This is a genomic window from Micromonospora sp. ZG13 (genome assembly GCF_059359355.1).
Window position 1 is genome coordinate 68,986 of record NZ_JCADBQ010000017.1, and the last position, 19,962, is coordinate 88,947.

Annotated in this window: 14 protein-coding genes; 10 read left to right on the forward strand and 4 right to left on the reverse strand. The window is 73.5% G+C overall.

Annotated elements, in window-relative coordinates; genetic code table 11:
* Positions 1-5: 5 nt before the first annotated feature.
* Together AC5L34_RS25665 and AC5L34_RS25670 are read left to right on the forward strand one after the other, a co-directional pair.
* On the forward strand, positions 6-1,670 hold the full coding sequence (locus tag AC5L34_RS25665; protein ID WP_494827299.1) for an alpha/beta hydrolase: 1,665 nt from the start codon (positions 6-8) through the stop codon (positions 1,668-1,670).
* Positions 1,667-2,206 carry a hypothetical protein gene (locus AC5L34_RS25670; protein WP_494827301.1) on the forward strand — a complete coding sequence of 180 codons (540 nt, stop codon included), beginning with the start codon at positions 1,667-1,669 and terminating at the stop codon, positions 2,204-2,206. The genes AC5L34_RS25665 and AC5L34_RS25670 overlap by 4 nt, the downstream gene beginning before the upstream one ends.
* A gap of 52 nt (positions 2,207-2,258) precedes the next feature.
* Here the strand turns inward: AC5L34_RS25670 and AC5L34_RS25675 are convergent, their stop codons facing one another.
* Positions 2,259-3,056, reverse strand: coding sequence for a siderophore-interacting protein (locus AC5L34_RS25675; protein WP_494827303.1), 798 nt, complete (start codon positions 3,054-3,056; stop codon positions 2,259-2,261).
* Positions 3,057-3,319: 263 nt separating this feature from the next.
* Between AC5L34_RS25675 and AC5L34_RS25680 the strand changes: the two genes are divergently transcribed.
* The 7 genes from AC5L34_RS25680 (at position 3,320) to AC5L34_RS25710 (ending at position 11,965) form a co-directional block, all read left to right on the forward strand.
* Positions 3,320-4,348: an iron-siderophore ABC transporter substrate-binding protein gene (locus AC5L34_RS25680; protein WP_494827305.1), complete on the forward strand. Its 1,029-nt coding sequence runs from the start codon at positions 3,320-3,322 to the stop codon at positions 4,346-4,348.
* Entirely contained in the window at positions 4,345-5,388 is a 1,044-nt protein-coding gene (locus tag AC5L34_RS25685) for a FecCD family ABC transporter permease (RefSeq protein ID WP_441177368.1), read from the forward strand. The genes AC5L34_RS25680 and AC5L34_RS25685 overlap by 4 nt, the downstream gene beginning before the upstream one ends.
* Entirely contained in the window at positions 5,385-6,419 is a 1,035-nt protein-coding gene (locus AC5L34_RS25690; RefSeq protein WP_494827307.1) for a FecCD family ABC transporter permease, read from the forward strand. The genes AC5L34_RS25685 and AC5L34_RS25690 overlap by 4 nt, the downstream gene beginning before the upstream one ends.
* On the forward strand, positions 6,416-7,249 hold the full coding sequence (locus tag AC5L34_RS25695; RefSeq protein WP_494827309.1) for an ABC transporter ATP-binding protein: 834 nt from the start codon (positions 6,416-6,418) through the stop codon (positions 7,247-7,249). Before AC5L34_RS25690 ends, AC5L34_RS25695 begins: the two co-directional genes overlap by 4 nt.
* Positions 7,250-7,326: 77 nt before the next feature.
* Entirely contained in the window at positions 7,327-9,036 is a 1,710-nt protein-coding gene (locus tag AC5L34_RS25700) for an ABC transporter transmembrane domain-containing protein (RefSeq protein WP_494827311.1), read from the forward strand.
* Positions 9,033-11,078: an ABC transporter ATP-binding protein gene (locus AC5L34_RS25705; RefSeq protein ID WP_494827312.1), complete on the forward strand. Its 2,046-nt coding sequence runs from the start codon at positions 9,033-9,035 to the stop codon at positions 11,076-11,078. Before AC5L34_RS25700 ends, AC5L34_RS25705 begins: the two co-directional genes overlap by 4 nt.
* A gap of 137 nt (positions 11,079-11,215) precedes the next feature.
* Positions 11,216-11,965, forward strand: a complete 750-nt coding sequence (locus AC5L34_RS25710; protein WP_441177373.1) for a YqjF family protein — start codon at positions 11,216-11,218, stop codon at positions 11,963-11,965.
* A gap of 9 nt (positions 11,966-11,974) precedes the next feature.
* Here the strand turns inward: AC5L34_RS25710 and AC5L34_RS25715 are convergent, their stop codons facing one another.
* Positions 11,975-12,469, reverse strand: coding sequence for a winged helix-turn-helix domain-containing protein (locus AC5L34_RS25715; protein ID WP_441177374.1), 495 nt, complete (start codon positions 12,467-12,469; stop codon positions 11,975-11,977).
* A gap of 384 nt (positions 12,470-12,853) precedes the next feature.
* Between AC5L34_RS25715 and AC5L34_RS25720 the strand changes: the two genes are divergently transcribed.
* A complete protein-coding gene (locus tag AC5L34_RS25720) occupies positions 12,854-17,209 on the forward strand; it encodes a S8 family serine peptidase (RefSeq protein ID WP_494827315.1) in 4,356 nt (1,451 codons plus the stop codon).
* Between the two features lie 87 nt (positions 17,210-17,296).
* Here AC5L34_RS25720 and AC5L34_RS25725 read toward each other — a convergent pair whose 3' ends face one another.
* Together AC5L34_RS25725 and AC5L34_RS25730 are read right to left on the reverse strand one after the other, a co-directional pair.
* The gene (locus AC5L34_RS25725; RefSeq protein WP_494827317.1) at positions 17,297-17,806 is read right to left on the reverse strand and encodes a winged helix-turn-helix domain-containing protein; all 510 of its coding nucleotides are present in this window, start codon (positions 17,804-17,806) and stop codon (positions 17,297-17,299) included.
* Positions 17,807-18,153: 347 nt separating this feature from the next.
* Complete coding sequence (locus AC5L34_RS25730) at positions 18,154-19,959, reverse strand: serine hydrolase domain-containing protein (RefSeq protein WP_441177377.1); 1,806 nt, start codon at positions 19,957-19,959, stop codon at positions 18,154-18,156.
* Positions 19,960-19,962 lie beyond the last annotated feature (3 nt).

A 19,962-nucleotide genomic window follows, 5' to 3' on the forward strand; every position in this document is an offset into this window, starting at 1 on the left:
GCACGGTGGTGACGTACGCGGACCTGCGCGAGGCGCGCGTCGCCCCGCTCCGGGACGCCGCGCAGGCCTGGACGGACCTGTCCCGGGCCTGCGCGAAGCTGGAAGAGCGGTGTGGCGCCGAGCTGACCGGGCCGCTGCGCGTCTCCGGCTGGCAGGGTCCGGCCGCCAGTGCCGCGTTGGGCCGGCTGGGCGAACTCGATGACGAGTTCGAGGTCGCGAGCCTGCAGACGCGGACCGCCGCGAGCGTGTTGCGGGAAGCGGCGGAGGAGTTCGGCGACCTGCAGCGGCGGTTGGAGTCGGCCGTCGGCGCCGCCCGGTCCCTCGGACTGGCCGTGGACGAGGTCGGGCGGGTGTCCGCGCCGGCGATGGCGGCAGGGGACAGGCACGATCCGGACGCGGAGACGATCCACCGTCGGCATGTCCAGAACGCCGCGATCTACACCGATCTCATCACGCGGATCGTCACCGAGGCCACCGAGGCCGACAGCCGGATCGCCCGCGCCCTGACCCAGCTGAAGGCCAGCGCGCCGGGACAGTTCGCCTGGGAGTACAACCGGGTCAACGACGGCGCTCTCGCCGCCGCGGCGGCGCTCGAGCTGAGCGAGGGCAGCATCCCGGCGCCGGGCAGCAGTCCCGCCGACGTGCACGCCTGGTGGAGCAGCCTGTCCGACGACGAGCGGCAGGTCTACCTCACCGCCTACCCGGAGCGGATCGGCGCCCTCGACGGACTGCCCGCCACCGACCGCGACGCGGCGAACCAACTGGCGCTGCGCACGTTCGTCGGTGACGACGCCGGCCGGCACCGCGACCGGGACGACCCGCAGCACGCCACCGCGCTCATGCTGCTGGACAAGCTGGAACGCACGGAGAACGCGGCGCCGAACGAGCGGCTCTACCTGCTCTCGGTCGATCCGACGGGTGACGGCAAGGCGGCGGTCGCGATCGGCAACCCGGACACCGCCGCCCACACCGCGGTCCTCGTACCCGGCGTCGGCACCGAACTCGACGACATCCGCGGCCTGATCGGCCGGGCCAGCGACCTGCGGGAGGCCTCGGTCGAGCTCGCCCCCGCCGGCGCCGACGTCTCCGTCGTGGCCTGGCTCGGCTACGACACCCCGTCGGTGAACCTCGACATCGTCAGCGCCGTGTTCGGAGCCAAGTCCGAGGCCGGCGCCCGCGCGCTCGACGGCTTCGTCGACGGGCTCCGCGCCTCCCACGACGACAGTCCCTCCCACGTCACCGCCATCGGTCACAGCTACGGGTCGACCGTCCTCGGCGAGGCCGCCAGCACCGGCGACGGCCTCGCCGCGGACGACCTGATCGCCGTCGGCAGTCCCGGCATGCGCGTCGAGAACGCCGGCGAGTTCACCATGGACCCGAGACACGTGTGGGCCGGCGCCGCGGCCGACGACACCGTCGTCGCCCGACCGGAAGAGACGATCGGCTGGCTCGACGGCGTACCCGTCGTCGGGGAGTGGTTGGTCGACGGCCTCGTCGGCATCCACGGCTCCGCCCCGCACGACCCGGAGTTCGGCGGCAATGTCCTGCACGTCGACACCTCCGGCCACAGCGGATACTGGGCGCAGAACAGCCAGATGCTGCGCTCCCAGGCGGCCGTCATCGTCGGCGACTACGAGGCAGCCGCGCTCGACCACGGAAGAGCCCCGTGACCCGTCGTCACCGCACGCCCTGGTGGCACGCCGTGGCGGTGGCGGCCGTACTGGTGCCGGCTGCCGCCTGCGCGGGCGGTGACCCCGGCACATCGTCAGGAAAGGACGACCCGTTGCAGACCAAGGCAGCCGCCGAGGTGAGCACCCTGGCCGAGGCTCGTGCCCAGGCCGTCGCCACCACCGCCGGCGTCGCTCTGGACGCCTGGCGGACCAACACCTCGCCCTGTCAGGGCCAGCGGGGTGAGATCGCCGACGACGGACGGTGGACGTTGAGCGGCTTCGCCGGGCTGCCGGTCCCGCCCGCCGACCAGATCACCACGCTGCGGCGCATCCGGGACATGTGGCGGCAGCAGGGCTACGAGATCACCGAGGACCGTACCTTCGCCGACGGCACCCGGGGCGCCGTCTCGATGCGTGACCCCGACACCGGGATCACGATCAGCCTCACCACCACCGCGAGCCGGGACCGCGTCGCCCTGATCCTGGCGAGCGACTGCTACCGGCCCGCGGCCGGCGAGGACCCCGCCAACGCCTAGGCCAGCTCCCGGCGCGTCCGAAGGCGGCCCGGGCACGCCCAGCCACCGGAGTTCAGTGCACGGCGGCCTTCCAGTAGCCGCCGAAGTAGACGCGCTCCCTGGCGATGCCGCGTCCGGCGCACAGGTGCCGGCGGACGGTGGTGACCATGGTGGACTCGCCCGCGACGAAGGCGTACGGCGTGCCGGCCGGCAACGCCAGGTCCCGCAGCGTACGGATCACCACGTCGCTGCCGCCCGCCGGCGCACCGCCCCGGTGCAGCCAGGTCAGCGTGACGCCGGGCGGCGTGCGTACCTCGATCTCGTGTTCCGCCGAACCCACCTCGATCAGCGCGATCGCCCGCGCCTGCGGTGGCAGCGCCTCGACGGCGGCGGTGATCGCCGGCATGGCCGTCTCGTCGCCGACGAACAGCTGCCAGTCGGTGTCGGCGGGCGGCGCGTACGCGGCGCCGTCGCTGAGCACACCGAGGCGGTCCCCGGGGGCTGCCCTGAGCGCCCAGGCGGAGGCCGGTCCGCCGTCGCCGTGCAGCACGAAGTCGATGTCCAGCTCGCGCCGTCCGGCGTCCAGGCGCCGGACCGTGTAGTTGCGGACGACCGGCCGCCGCTCGGCCGGCATGGCCTGGAGGGCGGGCCACCACTGCGCGGAGTCCGGTAGGTGCAGTTCGGCGTCGGGCGTGGGGGCGAGGAAGATCCGTACCAGCTGGTCCGGCCCGTCGTAGCCGAAGCGGTCGATCTCGGCGCCGGTCAGGGTGACGCGCCGCAGGTGAGGGGTGAGCGGCCGGTTGGCGACGACCTCGGCGAGCATCGGGCGCTTGATCACTCCGGTCTCGGCCGTAGCGGTGCCGACACTCATGCTGCGCTCCTTCGGGGATTGTGAGCCCCCTCCCGGGTTCACGCCGAGTTAGGTTAGCCTTCCCTGAATTCTACTGCGCCTGCGCCCTCTGTAAATCGACAAGCGTGCATGCGTTGGCCGAGGTCGGGCGGGGCCATCGTTGCCGGTCGTCGCAGGTGGGGCGGCGTGCGATGGGCCCTCGTCGATCGAGTCGCTGGAGATCAAGAGCTCTCCGAGCGTGTGTTAGGTTAGCCTCCCCTTATCTAACATCGAGGTGTAGTTCCATGCGCGCAAACCGCTTCCTCACCGGGGTCGTCGCCCTGGCCGCCACCATGGCGCTCGCCGCCTGCGGCGGATCGTCGAACGCCGGGGAGGTCGCCGACAGCGGCAGCTCCGCGGCGTTCCCGGTCACGATCACGCACGCGCTCGGCACGACGACGATCAAGGAGAAGCCGCAGCGGGTGGCGACGGTCGCCTGGGCGAACCACGAGGTTCCGCTGGCGCTCGGCGTCGTTCCCGTCGGGATGGCGAAGGCCAACTTCGGCGACGACGACAATGACGGCGTCCTGCCGTGGGTCTCCGAGAAGCTCAAGGAACTCGGCGGAACGACACCCGTGCTGTTCGACGAGAACGACGGCATCAACTTCGAGGCGGTCGCGGACACCAGGCCCGACGTCATCCTCGCCGCGTACTCGGGCCTGACCCAGCAGGACTACGACACCCTGAGCAAGATCGCCCCGGTGGTCGCCTACCCGAAGGCGCCCTGGGCCACGGCCTGGCGCGACACCATCAAGCTGGAGAGCCAGGCCCTCGGCCTGGTGAAGGAGGGCGACGCGCTGATCGCCGACTTCGAGAAGCGCATGGGCGAGGCCGCCGCGAAGCACCCGCAGTTGGCGGGCAAGTCGGCGATGTTCATGACGCACGTGGACCCGACCGACCTGAGCAAGATCGGCTTCTACACGACGCACGACACCCGGGCCCAGTTCTTCAACGACCTCGGGATGAAGGTCCCGGCCGGCATCGCGAAGCTCTCCGCCGGCACCGACAAGTTCACGCTCAACCAGAGTGCCGAGCAGATCCAGGTCTTCGACGACGTCGACGTCATCGTCGCCTACGGCGACGACAAGCTACTCGCCGCCGCGCAGGCCGACCCGCTGCTGTCGAAGATCCCCGCGATCAAGCGCGGCTCGGTGGTCATGCTCTCCGGCGCCACGCCGCTGGGCACCGCGGCGAACCCCACCCCGCTGGCCATCCCGTTCGTGCTGGACGACTACGTGGCGATGCTCGCCAAGGCCGCCGACCGGGTGTCATGACCGCACTCGAATCGCGTGCCCTGCCGGACGTCGCGGTGCTGCGGCGTCCGACACGGGTACGCCTGCTGTGGTTCCTCGTCGCGACGGCGGTGCTGCTGGCGCTCATGGTCGCGTCGGTCGCGCTCGGCTCCCGCGACGTCGGCTGGTCCGACATCGTCGCCGCCTTGCAGGGCGCGGACGCGACCATGGAGCAGGCCGCCGTCACCAAGCGGATCCCACGGACCCTGCTCGCGGTGCTCGTCGGCGCGGCGCTCGGCCTGGCCGGTGCGGTGATGCAGGGCGTCACCCGCAACCCGCTGGCCGACCCCGGCATCCTGGGCGTGAACATGGGCGCGTCGCTCGCCGTGGTCACCGCGATGGTCACGTTCGGCCTCTCCTCGGCGACCGGCTACCTCTGGGCGGCCATCCTCGGCGCGGGCCTCGCGGCGGTCTTCGTCTACGCCGTCGGCTCCCTGGGCCGCGGCGGCGCGACGCCGCTCAAGCTCGCCCTCGCCGGCGCGGCGACCTCCGCCGCGCTCGCGTCGCTGATCAGCGCCTTCGTGCTGCCCCGCAACGACGTCGCCGGCGGCTTCCGCTCGTGGCAGATCGGCGGGGTCGGCGGCGCCACGTACGACACCATCCGGCAGGCCCTGCCGTTCCTCGCCGTGGGTGTCGCGGTCTGCGTCCTGTCGGCCCGGGCGCTGAACTCGCTCGCGCTCGGCGACGAACTCGCGGCGGGGCTCGGCGAGCGGGTCGCGGTCGTACGGGCCGTCGCGGCGCTCGGCGCCGTCCTGCTGTGCGGCGCCGCCACGGCCGTCGCCGGACCCATCGGCTTCGTCGGCCTGGTCGTGCCGCACGTGTGCCGCCTGCTCGTCGGGCTCGACCACCGGTGGCTGCTGCCGTTCTCGGCGCTCCTCGGCGCGTCGTTGCTCACCGCCGCCGACGTCGTCGGCCGGGTGGTGGCGCGCCCGGCGGAGATCGACGTGGGCATCGTGACGGCGCTGATCGGCGCCCCGTTCTTCATCCACATCGTCCGCCGGCAGAAGGTACGCGAGCTGTGAGCACCACGACCCTCGACGCCGTCACCCACGGCCGGGTCCGCCGTACGCTGCGCAGGCGGGCCGTGCTCGTCGTGCTCGCCGTCCTCGTCGTCGCCGCGTTCGCCGTCTCGCTGATGGCGGGGCGCACCTTCTACCCGCCGGCGGACGTGCTGGCGGTGATCGCCGGCGACGACGTCCCGGGGGCCTCCTTCACGGTGGGCACCCTGCGCCTGCCCCGGGCGCTCCTCGCGATCCTCGCCGGGGCCTGCTTCGGGCTCGGCGGCGTCACCTTCCAGACGATGCTGCGCAACCCGCTCGCCAGCCCCGACATCATCGGCATCAGCTCCGGGGCGAGCGCCGCGGCGGCCTTCGCGATCGTCACGCTGCACCTCGGGGAGGCGGGGGTGTCCGCCTTCGCGATCGTCGTCGGGCTGGCGGTCGCGCTGGTCGTCTACACCCTGTCGTTCAAGGACGGCGTCGCCGGGACCCGCCTCGTGCTGATCGGCATCGGCATCGCCGCGATGCTCGACAGCGTCACCGCGTACGTCCTCACCCAGGCCGCCGAGTGGGACCTCCAGGAGGCGATGCGCTGGCTGACCGGCAGCCTCAACGGCGCCACCTGGGCGGAGGCCGTGCCGGTCGCCGTCGCCGTGGCCGTGCTGGCGCCGGTGCTGCTGGGCCAGGCGCGCAACCTCGCCATGATGCAGCTGGGCGACGACGCCGCCGCGGCGCTCGGGGTACGCCTCGAACGCACCCGGATCCTGGTCATCGTCGCGGCCGTCGGCCTCATCGCCTTCGCCACCGCCGCGACCGGGCCGATCGCCTTCGTCGCCTTCCTCTCCGGACCGATCGCCGCCCGGATCGTCGGCCCGGCCGGTTCCCTGTTGCTGCCCTCCGCCCTCGTCGGCGCCCTGCTGGTGCTCGTCGCGGACTTCGCCGGCCAGTACGCCTTCGACACGCGCTACCCCGTCGGTGTCGTGACCGGCGTGCTCGGCGCCCCGTACCTCATCTACCTGCTCATCCGCACCAACCGCGCGGGAGGCTCGCTGTGACCACCACCCACACGCTCGCGGTCGAGGGCCTGACGCTCGGCTACGCCGACCGCGTCGTCATCTCCTCGCTCGACCTCGTCGTGCCGCCCGGCAGGATCACGGCGATCGTCGGGGCCAACGCGTGCGGCAAGTCGACCCTGCTGCGGTCGATGTCGCGGCTGCTGGCGCCCCGGGCCGGCCACGTCCTGCTCGACGGCAGGCAGGTGCACTGGCTGCCGGCCAAGCAACTGGCCCGTACCCTCGGCCTGCTTCCCCAGTCGCCGACGGCGCCCGACGGGATCACCGTGGCCGACCTCGTCGGTCGTGGCCGCAACCCGCACCAGCGGATGCTGTCGCGCTGGAGCCGGGAGGACGACGCCGCCGTCGCGGCGGCCCTGGACGCGACGCGGACGGCCGACCTCGCCGACCGTTCCGTCGACGAGCTCTCCGGCGGCCAGCGGCAGCGGGTGTGGATCGCGATGGCCCTGGCCCAGCAGACGGACCTGCTGCTGCTCGACGAACCCACGACGTTCCTCGACGTCAACCACCAGGTCGAGGTGCTCGACCTGCTCACCGACCTCAACCTGACGCGCGGCACGACGATCGTCATGGTGCTGCACGACCTCAACCTCGCCGCCCGGTACGCCGACCACCTCGTCGCGCTGGCCGCCGGGAGACTGCACGCCGCCGGCGAACCGGCGCGGGTGCTGACGCGGGAGTGCGTCCGCGCCGTGTTCGGCCTCGACAGCCAGGTGATCATCGATCCGACGTCGGGAAAGCCGCTGATGCTGCCGATCGGCCGCCACCACGTGACGACGCGCCCGGACCTCGGCGCGGAAGTGGGCGGCTGACGGGTCGCCGAGCCCCCGTTCGCCGGAGCTATTAGGTGAGGCTAACCTGGCCCTCGATCGCAGGGAGGGCGCAGCTCGTGCACACATCCGAGAAGGTCAGTGGAGGGGCGGTCCTGCGCCGCGCCCTGCGCCGCCAGCGCGGTCGCGTGGTGGCCGGCACCGCACTGCTCTGCACCCACCAGGCCACCGAGGCCCTCGTCCCGGTCGCGATCGGCGTGATCATCGACCGCGCGGTCGCCACCGGGGACGTACGGGCGCTGCTGCTCTCCCTCGCCGGTCTCGCCGTCCTCTTCACCGTCCTCGCCTTCGCCTACCGCACCGGCGCCCGCCTGGGGTACGCGGCCCTGGAGCAGGAGGCCCACCTCCTGCGCGTCGAGATCGCCCGCAGCGGCCTCGACCCGCGCGGGAACCGCTCGGGCATGCGCGACGGCGAGCTGCTCTCCGTCGCCGCCTCCGACGCCGAGTTGTCCGCGCTCGTCGTACGGGTCGCGGGGCTCTGCGCCGCCGCGCTCACCGCCATCGCGGTCGCGGCCGTCGCGCTGCTCGTCGTCGACGTCCCCCTCGGGCTGGGCGTGCTCGTCGGCGTGCCGCTGGTGGTCGTCGCCCTGCAACGGATGGCGCCGCTGCTCAGCCGGCGCAGCGCCGCGCAGCAGGAGGCCCTCGCCGCCACCACCTCGCTCGCCGTCGACCTCGTCACGGGCCTGCGCGTGCTGCGCGGCATCGGCGCCCAGGACCACGCCGCACGCCGGTACGCGGCCGCGAGCCGCCACGCCCTCGACGTCACCCTGCGCGCCGCCACCACCAAGGGCCTGCACCTCGGGCTCACCACCACCGTCAACGGCCTCTTCCTCGCGGCGGTCGCCGGCGTCGCCGGCTGGCTCGCGCTCCAGGGCCGGCTCACCATCGGTGAACTCGTCGCCGTCGTCGGGTTGGCCCAGTTCATCGCCGAGCCCGTGCAGACGCTGGGCTGGTCCGTGCAGCTGTTCGCCATGGCCCGCGCCTCCGCCGGGCGGGTCGCCCGGGTGCTGGGTGCCGAGCCGCTCACCCGCCCCGGCTCCGCCGGTCCGCCCGCCCCGGCCCCGGCGCGGCTCGCCCTCGACACGATCGGGCACGCGGGGCTCGACGGGCTGTGCCTGCGGGTCGACGCCGGTGAGGTCCTCGGCGTGCTCGCCTACGACCCGGGTGACGCCGAGGCGCTGGTGGCGCTGCTCTCCGGCCGCGTGCCCCGCGAGGAGTACCGGGGCACGCTGTACGTCGACGGCACGCCCGCCGAGGAGCTGCACATCGACGCCGTACGCGGCATCCTCCTGGTCGAGCCGCACGACGTGGCGTTGTTCGAGGGGACGCTGCGTGCCAACCTCGCCGCCGGCACCGACGCCGACGAGGCGGTCCTGCGCGCCGCCGTACGCGCCGCGGCGGCCGAGGACGTGCTCGCCGCGCACCCGCACGGCATCGACCGCCTGCTCACCGAGCGGGGCGCCAACCTGTCCGGCGGCCAGCGGCAGCGGGTCGGGCTGGCCCGGGCGCTCGTCGCCGACCCGCCGGTGCTGGTGCTGCACAACCCCACCACGGCGGTCGACGCGGTGACCGAGGCGCACCTCGCCGAGGGGCTGGCCGCGGCCCGCGCGGCGGCGGCCCGCGGCACGGTGCTGATCACCAACAGTCCGGCCCTGCTGCGCAGCACGCACCGGGTGGCCGTCATCGACCGTGGACGGGTCGTCGCCGAGGGCCCGCACGAGCAGCTGCTGGCCGGTGACGCCCGCTACCGGGAGGAGGTCCTGCGATGACCGACGAGTCCGCAGTCGGCGCCGCGTCGAGGCAGCTGCTGCCCACGGCCACCGCCCGGCAGACCTGGGCGGCGCTTCGGGCCGAGTTCGCCCGGCTGCCCGGCCTCAGCGCCGCCGCCACCACCCTGTTGGTCGCCGCCGCCGCGACCGGGCTGGTCGCCCCATGGGTGCTCGGCCGCCTCGTCGACGACGTCATCGCCGGCTCCGACACGCCCCGGATCGTGGCCTGGGCGGGCGTGATCGCGGGCGCCGCCGTGCTCGCCGGCGTCCTCACCGCGATCGGCGCCGCGCTCACCGCACGCCTCGGCGAGACCGTGCTGGCGCGGCTGCGGGAGCGGGTCCTCGACCGCGCCCTGCACCTGCCGTCGGCCACGCTGGAGCGGGCCGGCACCGGGGACCTGGTGGCCCGCGCCGGCGACGACGTGGCCGTGGTGACGAACGTGATCGCCACCAGCGGCCCCGCCTTCCTCGGCGCGCTGCTGTCCATCGTGCTGACCGCGTTGGGGCTCTTCGCCCTGGACTGGCGCCTCGGTCTTGCCGGGCTGGCAGCGGCCCCCGCCTACGCGTTGGCGCTGCGCTGGTACCTGAGGCGCTCGGTGCCGTACTACGCGCGCGAACGGGTCGCGACGGGCGAGCGGACCCAGGCCATGGCCGGGGCGCTGCGCGGCTCGGCGACCGTGCGCGCCTACCGGCTGGAGGACGCGCACGTCGGCGGGATCGCCGATCGCTCCGTCGCCGCCCGCGACCTGTCGTTGGAGATCTTCAACCTGCACACCCGGTTCGGGCTGCGGATCAACCGGTCGGAGTTCGTCGGCCTCGCCGCCGTCCTGCTCGCCGGTTTCCTGCTGGTGCGCGACGACCTGGCCACCGTGGGCGCGGCGACGACCGCGGCCCTCTACTTCCACCGCCTGTTCAACCCGATCGGCCTGCTGCTGCTCCAGTCCGACTCCGTGCTCCAGGCCGGGGCGAGCCTCGCCCGGCTCGTCGGCGTCACCGCGCTGCCCGCCGCCGCCTCGCCCGTCGGCTCCTCGCCTGACGACGGCTCCGTGCCCGCCGCCGCGCCCGGCTCCGCGTCCGCCGGCTCCGCGTCGCCAGGCGGCTCCGCGCCCGACAGTTCAGCGTCCGTCGGCCCCGCGCCCGACATCGCGCCGCCCGACGGGTCCGGGGCAGGCCGGCCCCGACGGTCCGCAGGGCGGGCCGGCTCGGCACCTGCGGCGCTGGAGGTGGTCGTCGAGCGGCACCGCTACGACGACGGGCCCGTCGTGCTGCGCGACGTCGCCCTCAGCCTGGCGCCCGGCGAGCGCGTCGCGCTCGTCGGGGCGAGCGGGGCGGGCAAGAGCACGCTCGCCGGCATCGCCGCCGGGATCATCGCGCCGACCCGGGGCGCGGTCAGCCTGCGCGGCGTGCCGCTGAGGGACCTGGACGAGCACCGCGTCCGTCGCGAGATCGCCCTGATCAGCCAGGAGGTGCACGTCTTCGCCGGAACGCTCGGCGACGACCTGCGCCTGGCCGACCCCGAGGCCACCGACGCCGAGGTGACCGCCGCCCTCGACCTCGTCGGCGTCACCGACTGGCTGCGTACGCTGCCAGACGGGCTGGACACGTGCGTGGGGGAGGGCGGACGGCAGCTCACCGCCGCCCAGGCCCAGCAGCTCGCCCTGGCCCGTCTCGTCCTCGCCGACCCCGCCGTCGCGGTCCTCGACGAGGCCACCGCGGAGGCCGGCAGCGCCGGCGCGCGCGACCTCGAGCGCGCCGCCACGGCGGCCACCGAGGGCCGCACCACGCTGATCGTCGCGCACCGCCTCAGCCAGGCGGCCACCGCGGACCGCATCGTCGTCCTGGAACACGGGCGCGTCGTCGAGCACGGTACGCACGAGCAGTTGCTGGCGGCCGGGGGCGGGTACAGCCGGTTGTGGCAGTCGTGGCGCACGCCCGTTCCCGTACTCCCGAAGGAGCGTGACGGCGAGGAGGGCGCCGCCCGTCGGGCGCGGCTGGACGCGGCGCCGGACCGGGGTGTCGGCGCTACCCACGCCCCGGCGTGAGTCGGGCGAGGTGACCGTCGATCTCCCTACGGGCGTCGGCGAGATCCAGACCCCGCGTAGCCGGCGACGGCTCAAAGGCGACGGGCCGGGCGCCGCCCGCGTGACGTCGCCCGCCGACGCGGGGCAGGATGGGGTACGTGGACATCGAGCCGGTCGACTCGGCGCCCGGGCAGGCGTTCCCGCGGGCGCTCCTGCGGCAGCGCTGGGACGATCTGACGTTCCTGCACTGGGCGGTCGCGCCGGAACTCGTCGCGCCGCTGCTGCCCGCGGGCACGCGCCCCGACACCCTCGACGGGGTCAGTCACGTCGGGCTGATCGGCTTCCGGATGGTGGGGCTGGGCCTCGGGCGCGGGCCGGGTGTGCCGTACCTCGGCAGCTTCTGGGAGACCAACGTCCGGCTCTACTCGGTCGACGACACCGGCCGGCGGGCGGTGGTGTTCCGCTCGCTGGACGCGTCGCGGCTGGTTCCCGTGCTGGTGGCCCGGGCGACGCTGCGGCTGCCGTACATGTGGTCGGCGATGCGGCTGGAGCGCGACGGCGACCGCTTCACCTACCGGTGCCGGCGCCGGTGGCCCGGCCCGGCCGGTGCGACCAGCCGGATGGTGGTGCGGGTGGGGGAGCCGATCGCCGACCCGACCCCGCTGGAGCACTTCGTGACCGCCCGTTGGGGGCTGCACACCCGGGCGTACGGGCGGACGCTGCACCTGCCGAACTGGCATCCGCGCTGGCCGCTGCACCGCGCGGAACTGCTGCACCTCGACGACGAGCTGGTCGCGGCCGCCGGGTTGCCGGCACCCGTCGGGGCGCCGGTCAGCGTGCTGTATTCCCCCGGCGTCCCGGTGCGCTTCGGTCCACCGGTCAGCCTGCGCCGGGCGCGGTCTGCCTAAGTCAGGCAGTCAGCCGGAACCGCTGACCCTCGGCTGCTGATGGTCGGTCAGCCGGAACCCGACGCCGCGCACCGCGTCGATGGCCACCCCGGTGCCGAGGTCGTGGAGCTTGCGACGCAGCCGCTTGACCAGGGACTGCACGTCCGCCCTGCGTTCGCGCCCCTCGTCGCGCCAGACCGAGCGGTGCAGCTCGGCGTAGCTCCAGACCCGGATCGGCTCGGTGGTCAGGCAGGACAGCAGGTCGTGTTCGAGCCGCGTGAGGCCGACCTCGCGGCCCCGGCTGCGGGCCGTCGACCGGGCCGAGTCGATCAGCAGCGCGTCGTCGTCCGTCGCGCCCGGCGTGTCGGCCGGAGCCGGCGAGGACGGCTGGGCCGGCAGCCGCGGCGGGACCGCGATCAGCCTGCGCAGCTCGTCGAGGTCGGCCACCAGCAGCAGCGGCGCGACGCCCTCCAGGCGTTCGGCCAGTCGTATCCGCTCGGCCGGCGACGGTGTCACCGCGATCACCAGCGGAAAGGGTTCGTCGGCCGGATCTGGACCGTCCGGCACCGTGCCTTCGTCGTGTGCCCCCACAGCACCCACCCGGAAACTATGGACAGCCTCTGCCCATCTTCGTCATGGCCCTGACAGATGTCGGCAAGCGCCCCATTCGCCGGCCAACACCTAGTGACAAATTGCTTACGGCAAGTTCTTGATCGTCCATTCTTGTCGATCATAGTGTCCAGACGGGCAGCCGGCGTGACCCGCGCGGTGCCTTGGGGGGCATGGAGGGGCCGGATCCCGATCATCCGAACGGAGCCGGGCCCCTGCGCCCTCCACCATGGCTCGTTCCACTCTGGGTCGTTCTGGAGGAGGCACCACCGAATGTTCACACGTCCACCCACGAGGCGCTTGGCCAGATCCCTGGTCAGCGCCGGTGCGGCGATGATCCTCGCCGCGACAGGCCTGGCCGCGACCGGGTCAGGCGCACAGGCCTCCCCGTCCGACAAGATCCGGCCGGAGCTCACGAAGGAGCTCCAGGGCAAGACCGAGGGCGACTTCTGGATCCGCTTCAAGGACCGGGCCGACCTCGGCGAGGCCGCGGCGATCAAGGACTGGGCCAAGCGCGGGACCGCCGTCGCCGACGCGCTGAAGAAGACCGCCGCCAACAGCCAGTCCAAGATCCGCGCCGAGCTCGACGGCTCCGGAACGAAGTACGAGACCTTCTGGGCGACCAACGCGATCAAGGTCAGCGGCGGTTCCCTGACGATGGCGCAGAGCTTCGCCGCGCACGCCGAGGTCGAGGGCCTGTACGCCCCGGTCGCCTACGAGGTGCCCGAGGTCACCAAGGGCACCGACGAGAAGACGGTCAACGCCCTCGAGTGGGGCATCGCGAACATCAACGCCGACGACGTCTGGTCCCAGTACGGCGTCAAGGGCGCCGGCATCACGGTGGCCAACATCGACACCGGCGTCCAGTTCAACCACCCCGCGCTGGTGAACTCCTACCGGGGCAACAACGGCGACGGCACGTTCGACCACAACTACAACTGGTTCCGCGCCGCCGGCTCCTGCGCCGCGCCCTGCGACACCAACGGCCACGGCACGCACACGATGGGCACGATGGCCGGCGCCGACGGGGCCAACCAGATCGGTGTCGCCCCCGAGGTGAAGTGGATCGCGGCCAACGGCTGCTGCCCCAGCGACGCGGCCCTGGTCACGTCCGGGCAGTGGATGCTCGAGCCGACGGACCTCAACGGCCAGAACCCGGACGCCAGCAAGCGGCCGAACATCATCAACAACTCGTGGGGAACCACGCTGCCCTCCAACGACCCGTTCATGGAGGACGTGACGCTGGCGTGGACCGCGTCGGGCATCTTCGGCGTCTGGTCCAACGGCAACAGCGGTTCGGCGTGCCAGACCAGCGGCTCACCGGGCAGCCTGGTCAGCAACTACTCGGCGGGCGCCTACGACGTCAACAACAACATCGCCAGCTTCTCGTCCCGGGGCGCCGGCCAGAACGGCGAGATCAAGCCCAACATCGCGGCGCCCGGCGTGAACGTCCGGTCGAGCATTCCGGGCAGCGGCTACGCCAGCTACAACGGCACCTCGATGGCCGCCCCGCACCTCGCCGGCGCGATCGCGCTGCTGTGGTCCGCCGCGCCGACGCTCGTCGGCGACGTCACCGCCACCCGCGCGCTGCTCGACAACTCGGCGATCGACAAGGCCGACGCGCAGTGCGGCGGCACCGCCGACGACAACAACGTGTTCGGCGAGGGCCGGCTGGACGCGCTCGCCCTGCTCAACGGCGCCCCGATCGGCGACAGCGGCACGCTGGCCGGCAAGGTCACCGACGCGACCACCGGCGCCCCGATCGCGGGCGCCACGGTGAGCCTGACCGGCGCCGCCGACCGCGAGCTGACCACCGGTGCGGACGGCACCTACTCGTCGCTGCTGCCGGTCGGCGACTACCAGGTCGCCGTGGCGGCGTTCGGCTACCAGGCGAAGACCGTTCCGGCGGCGGTCGCCCGCAACGCGACCACGACGCTCGACGTGGCGCTGACCGCGGTGCCGAGCGTCACCGTCAGCGGAACCGTCACCGACGGGTCCGGGCACGGTTGGCCGCTCTACGCGAAGGTCACCGTGGAGGGTCAGTCGGGCGTGTCCGACTACACCACGCCCGTCAACGGCCGCTACAGCCTCAAGCTGCCGGCCGGCAGCACCTACAACCTGAAGGTCGAGTCGCAGTACCCGGGCTACCAGACGGTGAACAAGCAGGTCGTGGTCGGCGCGGGCAACGCCACGGCCAACGTGGCGGTGCCGGTGCAGACCAACGCCTGCACCACGGCGCCGGGCTACCGGTTCGGCTCCGACGGTGAGTACGAGACCTTCGACGGCAGCACCGTTCCGGCCGGCTGGTCCGTGGTGGACCACGCGGGCAGCGGCCAGGTCTGGAAGTTCACCGACGACGGCGCCCGGGGCAACCTGACCGGGGGCACCGGCAACTTCGCGATCATCGACAGCGACGAGTACGGCTCCGGCGGCAAGCAGGACACCTCGCTGGTCAGCCCGGTCGTCGACCTTACCGGCGTCACGGCACCGGTCATCCGGTTCAACCAGGACTACAACTGGCTGGGCAGCGACCGCGCGGACGTCGACCTCAGCCTCGACGGCGGGACGACGTGGACCAACGTGCTCCGGCAGGCCGCCGACGTCCGCGGCCCGAAGGTCACCGAGATCGCCGTCCCGCAGGCCGCCGGCCAGGCCCAGGCCCGGGTCCGGTTCCGCTACTACGACGCCTCGTACGAGTGGTGGTGGTCGGTCGACAACGTGCTGATCGGCAGCCAGCTCACCTGCGAACCGATCGACGGCGGCCTGGTGCTCGGCCACGTGCGTGACAGGAACGACAACGGCTACGTCAACGGCGCCACCGTCACCAGCGACGACCGGCCGACGGAGAAGGCCACCACCGTGGCGACGCCGGACGACCCGGGGCTCGCGGACGGCTTCTACTGGCTGTTCTCGACGCTGACGGACACCCACAGGTTCACCGCCCGGGCCGGCAGCTACGTCAGCCAGAGCAAGCAGGTCGACGTCCAGGCGGACTGGGCCACCGCGGCGAACTTCCAGCTCGCGGCCGGCCGACTGTCGGTCACGCCGGCCCAGGTCACCGGCACGGCCCGGATGCCCAGCGGCAAGGTCACCAAGTCGTTCACGGTGACCAACACCGGCGGGGCCCCGGTCGCCGTCGAGTTCAGTGAGCGCGCCGGCGGGTTCGAGCTGCTGCGGGCCGACGGGTCCCGGATGAGCAAGCAGGAGGTGCTCGGCTCCCAGGGCGCGCCGGTGCAGCGGCTCGAGGTCCCGACCTCGTTCGCGGCGAAGACGTCCGGCAAGTCGACGGCGGCGGCGTCGCCCGAGGCCGGCCCGCAGGCCGCGCCCTGGACCGACATCGCCAACTATCCGGCCGTGGTGATGGACAACCGGGTGGTCAACCTCGGCGGCAAGGTGTACTCCATCGCCGGCGGCACCGGCTCGGCGTCCTCGGCGAAGAACTACGCCTACGACCCGGTCGCGCAGACCTGGACCGCGATCGCCGATCTGCCCGGTGCGCGTACCGCCATGACGGTGGGCGTCCTGGACGGAAAGATCATCGCGACCGGCGGTTGGGCGGCGGCCGGCCCGGACGGCACCACCTGGTCGTACGACCCGGCGGCCAACACCTGGACGGAGAAGGCCGACAACCCCGCGCCGCGCTCCGCGGCGGGCCAGGCGGTCGCGGGCGGCAAGCTGTACGCCATCGGCGGCTGCACCACGGCGTCCTGCACGCCGATGTCGAACGACGTCGTGCGCTACGACCCGGCCGACGACAGCTGGGAGACCCTGGCCGACTACCCGAAGTCGGTGGCCTTCCTCTCCTGCGGCGGGATCGACGGCATCGTCTACTGCACCGGGGGCAACGACGGCTCCGCCGCGCAGAAGGCGAGCTACGCCTACGACCCGGGCGCCAACACCTGGACGGCCATCGCGGACGCGCCGGCCGACAACTGGGCCAGCTCGTTCGCCGTGGCCAACGGCAAGTTCCTGGTCGTCGGCGGCTCGCAGGGCGGTGCCATCACCAACGTCGGCTTCGCCTACGACCCGGCCACCTCCTCGTGGTCGAGCCTGCCGAACGCCAACACCGCCCGCTACCGTGGCGGCGCGGCGTGCGGCTTCTACAAGGTCGGTGGCTCCTCCGGCGGCTTCACCGCGACGCGGGACAGCGAGGCGCTGCCCGGCTTCGAGGAGTGCGCCGCCAGCACCGCCGACGTCAGCTGGATGACGATCGACAAGACGGCGGCCACCCTGGCGCCGGGCCAGGCCGTCACGGTCAACGTCGGCATGTCCGCGAACGTGGACCAGCCCGGCACCTACACCGCCTCGGTCGCCATCAAGGAGAACACCCCCTACACGGTGGAGCCGGTCGCGGTCACGCTGAACGTGCTGCAGCCGACGACCTGGGGCAAGCTGATGGGTACGGTCACCGGGACGAGCTGCCAGGGCGCCAGCTCGCCGATCCCCGGTGCCACCGTGCAGGTCGACTCGTGGGCGATGTCCTGGACGTTCTCCACGGACGCCGAGGGCAGGTACGCCTACTGGATGGACCGTCGGAACAACCCGTTGACGATGATCGTCGCCAAGGACGGCTGGAAGCCCCAGACCCGCCAGACGAGGATCAACACCGCCACCCCCACGGTGGAGGACTTCGCGTTGTCGCCCGTACGCTGCTGACCCCGACCGTCGGCTGACAGGTCCGGCCCGCCTGGTTTCCGACCAGGCGGGCCGGACCGCGTCGGCTGTCGAGGAGGGTCCCGGCCCTCAGACCGGGGCGAGGCGGAAGCCGACCCCGCGGACCGCGTGGATCGACGCCGAGGCGTCCAGCCGGGCGAGTTTGTGCCGCACCCGGCGGACCACCGAGTGCATGTCGGAGCCCCGCCCGAGGTGCACGTTGCCCCAGACCTCCAGGTGCAGCCGCTCGTAGGTCCAGACCTGCCCCGGCGCGCCGACCAGGCAGCGCAGGAAGTCGTGCTCCAGCCGGGTCAGCTCGACCTCGCGGTCCAGCCAGCGCAGCACCCGTCGGTCGGAGTCGACGCTCAGGTCGGCCGGCGGCGGTGTCGCGGGTCCCGCCACGGGCCCGCCCGGCGCGGCGGGCGCCGTCGGGGCCGCCGGCGCCACCGGGGGCGTCCCGGCGACGCCGAGGAACGTACGCGCCTGAGCGACGCTCGAGACGATGAGGAACGCCTCGGTCCCGCCGAGCAGACGCGCGAGCCGCCTGCGTTCGGCCGGCGAGGAGGCGATGCCGATGACCAGCGGAGCCACCCCCCTCATTCCCACCCCTTCCGGTGCCCCACCACGGCGGGACGGATCTCGCCACGACGCCGATCGATGGGTCCACTGACCCTAGTGACGTCGCGTCTCGCTGCGGTTAAAAACAGTGACATGTAGGCGTCCATAAATTGCTTGCATTTCCCGGTCGGAGTAGGGGCAGGGCCCTTCGTGCCGACTTGCCCCATTACCTGGGGGCGTGCGAGGGCGTCCGACGACCGGCAGCGCCCGACCCGCCCGCCCGTACGCGCTGAGCCGACCCGTGCCGGGCCCGTCCGCGGCGGCCGGCCCTGCGCCGCCACGTCGAACCGGGCGCGGGCCGACGCGGCCCGGGGGCCACGGCGACCGGGTCAGGTGCGGGCGGGCGACCAGCCGGCGGGAACGAGCCGGGCGGCGTCGCCGCCCTCGCCCGCGAAGAGGAGCCCGTCCCGGTCCGCCGCCACGATCCGATCGACGTAGACGCCCCGGCCCTGGCTGGAGGAGTCGGTCGTGCTGCTGAAGCGCAGGTGGGTCGCCCGTACGGGCAGCTCGACCGAGACCTGCCACCAGACCCGGCCGCCGAAGCCGGTGACCGTGCCGTCGCTGCTCCAGCGCCGGTCTGAGTGGCGCAGCACCATCGGCGCAGGCGCCCAGGTCGTACCCCCGTCGGTGGAGACCTCCACGCGGGCGCTGTCGTAGCGGGGCTCGGTGTCGTACCAGAGCAGGAAACTGGCCGTGCCGCCCCGCGCCGCCCGACGCAGCGGGGCGGTGAGGGTGGCCGTGGCGAGGTCGCGCGGGTCGGCGCGCCAGGCCTCGCGGGAGCGGGGCCGCACCGGCACCGCCTCGGCGAGGTCGCGCGCGACGGCGCGCCGGGCGACGTTGTTGCTGCCCCAGCCGCGATCGGGGTGCACCCGGTTGCTGAGCAGGATGACGAACGAGTGGGAGAGGGGGTCGACGACGATCGACGTCCCGGTGAAGCCGGTGTGTCCGAACGCCACCGGGGAGGAGAGCCCCGCCATGTACCAGTGCTTGTCGAGTTCGAAGCCCAGCCCGCGGTCGCTCTCGGGATAGGCCTGCTCCAGCGGGGCGTTGTGGTTGACCAGCATGGCGCGCACCGTGTCGGGGCGCAGGATCCGTCGCCCGCGGTACTCGCCGCCGTTGAGCAGGGTCTGGCAGAGCACGGCCAGGTCCGCCGCCGTGGAGAAGACCCCCGCGTGCCCGGCCACACCGCCGAGCGACCACGCGTTCTCGTCGTGCACCTCGCCGTGCACCATGCCCCGCCCGGCGTACGGCTGGTACTCCGTGGCGGCGGTCCGCGAGCGCCGCTGCGGCTCCGGGTTGTAGCCCGTGTCGGTCATGCCCAGCGGCGCCGTGACGTCGTCGGCGACGAGCGCGTCCAACGGCCGGCCGCTCACCCGCTCCACCAGCACGCCGAGCGCGATCAGCCCGAGGTCTGAGTACACGTAGCGGGTACCGGGCCGCACGCCGGCCGTGAGCGGCGTGGCGAGCGCGGCGGCGAACCGTTCGGCCGGCGTGGCGTACCTGCTCCACAGTGGCGCGAAGGCGGGCAGCCCCGAGGTGTGGGTGAGCAGCATCCGTACGGTGACGGTCTCCTTCCCGCCGGCCGCGAACTCGGGGACGTACCGGGCGACCGGCGCGTCGAGGTCCACGCGTCCCCGCTCGACCTGCTGCATGGTCACGACGGCGGTGAACAGCTTCGACACCGAGGCCAGGTCGAAGATGGTGTCGGGCCGCATCGGGATCTGCTCGTCGGCGGGGAGTTCCACCCCGACCAGCCCGGGCGGCGGGCCGACGGCCGCGTACCTCACGGCGGAACCCACCGCGGCGTGCTGCACGACCACGCCGTCCTTGGCCGCCAGGACCACGGCGCCGGCGTACGCGGGATGGCTGGGGTGGTCCGGCGTCGGGGCGAGGTACGCCGCCAGGTCGGCGGGCATGCGGTCCACGTGTTCCGGCAGCAGGCCGACCTCGCGGGCGTGCCCGGGGCGCAGCGTGTCGTGCCGGAAGTGGATGTCGGCGGGCGTGACGCTCGGCGGTGCCGAACCGGCCGGCGGCGGTGCGGCCCCGGCGGCCGTGGGGGCGAGGGTCGCGCCCGACACGGCCACGGCCAGGCCGAGCGCGAGGGGGCGCAACGCGAGCGGGCGCAGCGACGACATGGG

Excerpts from the sequence above, each read along its gene's own strand:
- AC5L34_RS25675 (WP_494827303.1), bottom strand. The coding sequence starts at position 3,056 with ATGAGTGTCGGCACCGCTACGGCCGAGACCGGAGTGATCAAGCGCCCG.
- AC5L34_RS25680 (WP_494827305.1), top strand. The coding sequence starts at position 3,320 with ATGCGCGCAAACCGCTTCCTCACCGGGGTCGTCGCCCTGGCCGCCACC.
- AC5L34_RS25685 (WP_441177368.1), top strand. The coding sequence starts at position 4,345 with ATGACCGCACTCGAATCGCGTGCCCTGCCGGACGTCGCGGTGCTGCGG.
- AC5L34_RS25705 (WP_494827312.1), top strand. The coding sequence starts at position 9,033 with ATGACCGACGAGTCCGCAGTCGGCGCCGCGTCGAGGCAGCTGCTGCCC.
- AC5L34_RS25725 (WP_494827317.1), bottom strand. The coding sequence starts at position 17,806 with ATGAGGGGGGTGGCTCCGCTGGTCATCGGCATCGCCTCCTCGCCGGCC.
- AC5L34_RS25730 (WP_441177377.1), bottom strand. The coding sequence starts at position 19,959 with ATGTCGTCGCTGCGCCCGCTCGCGTTGCGCCCCCTCGCGCTCGGCCTG.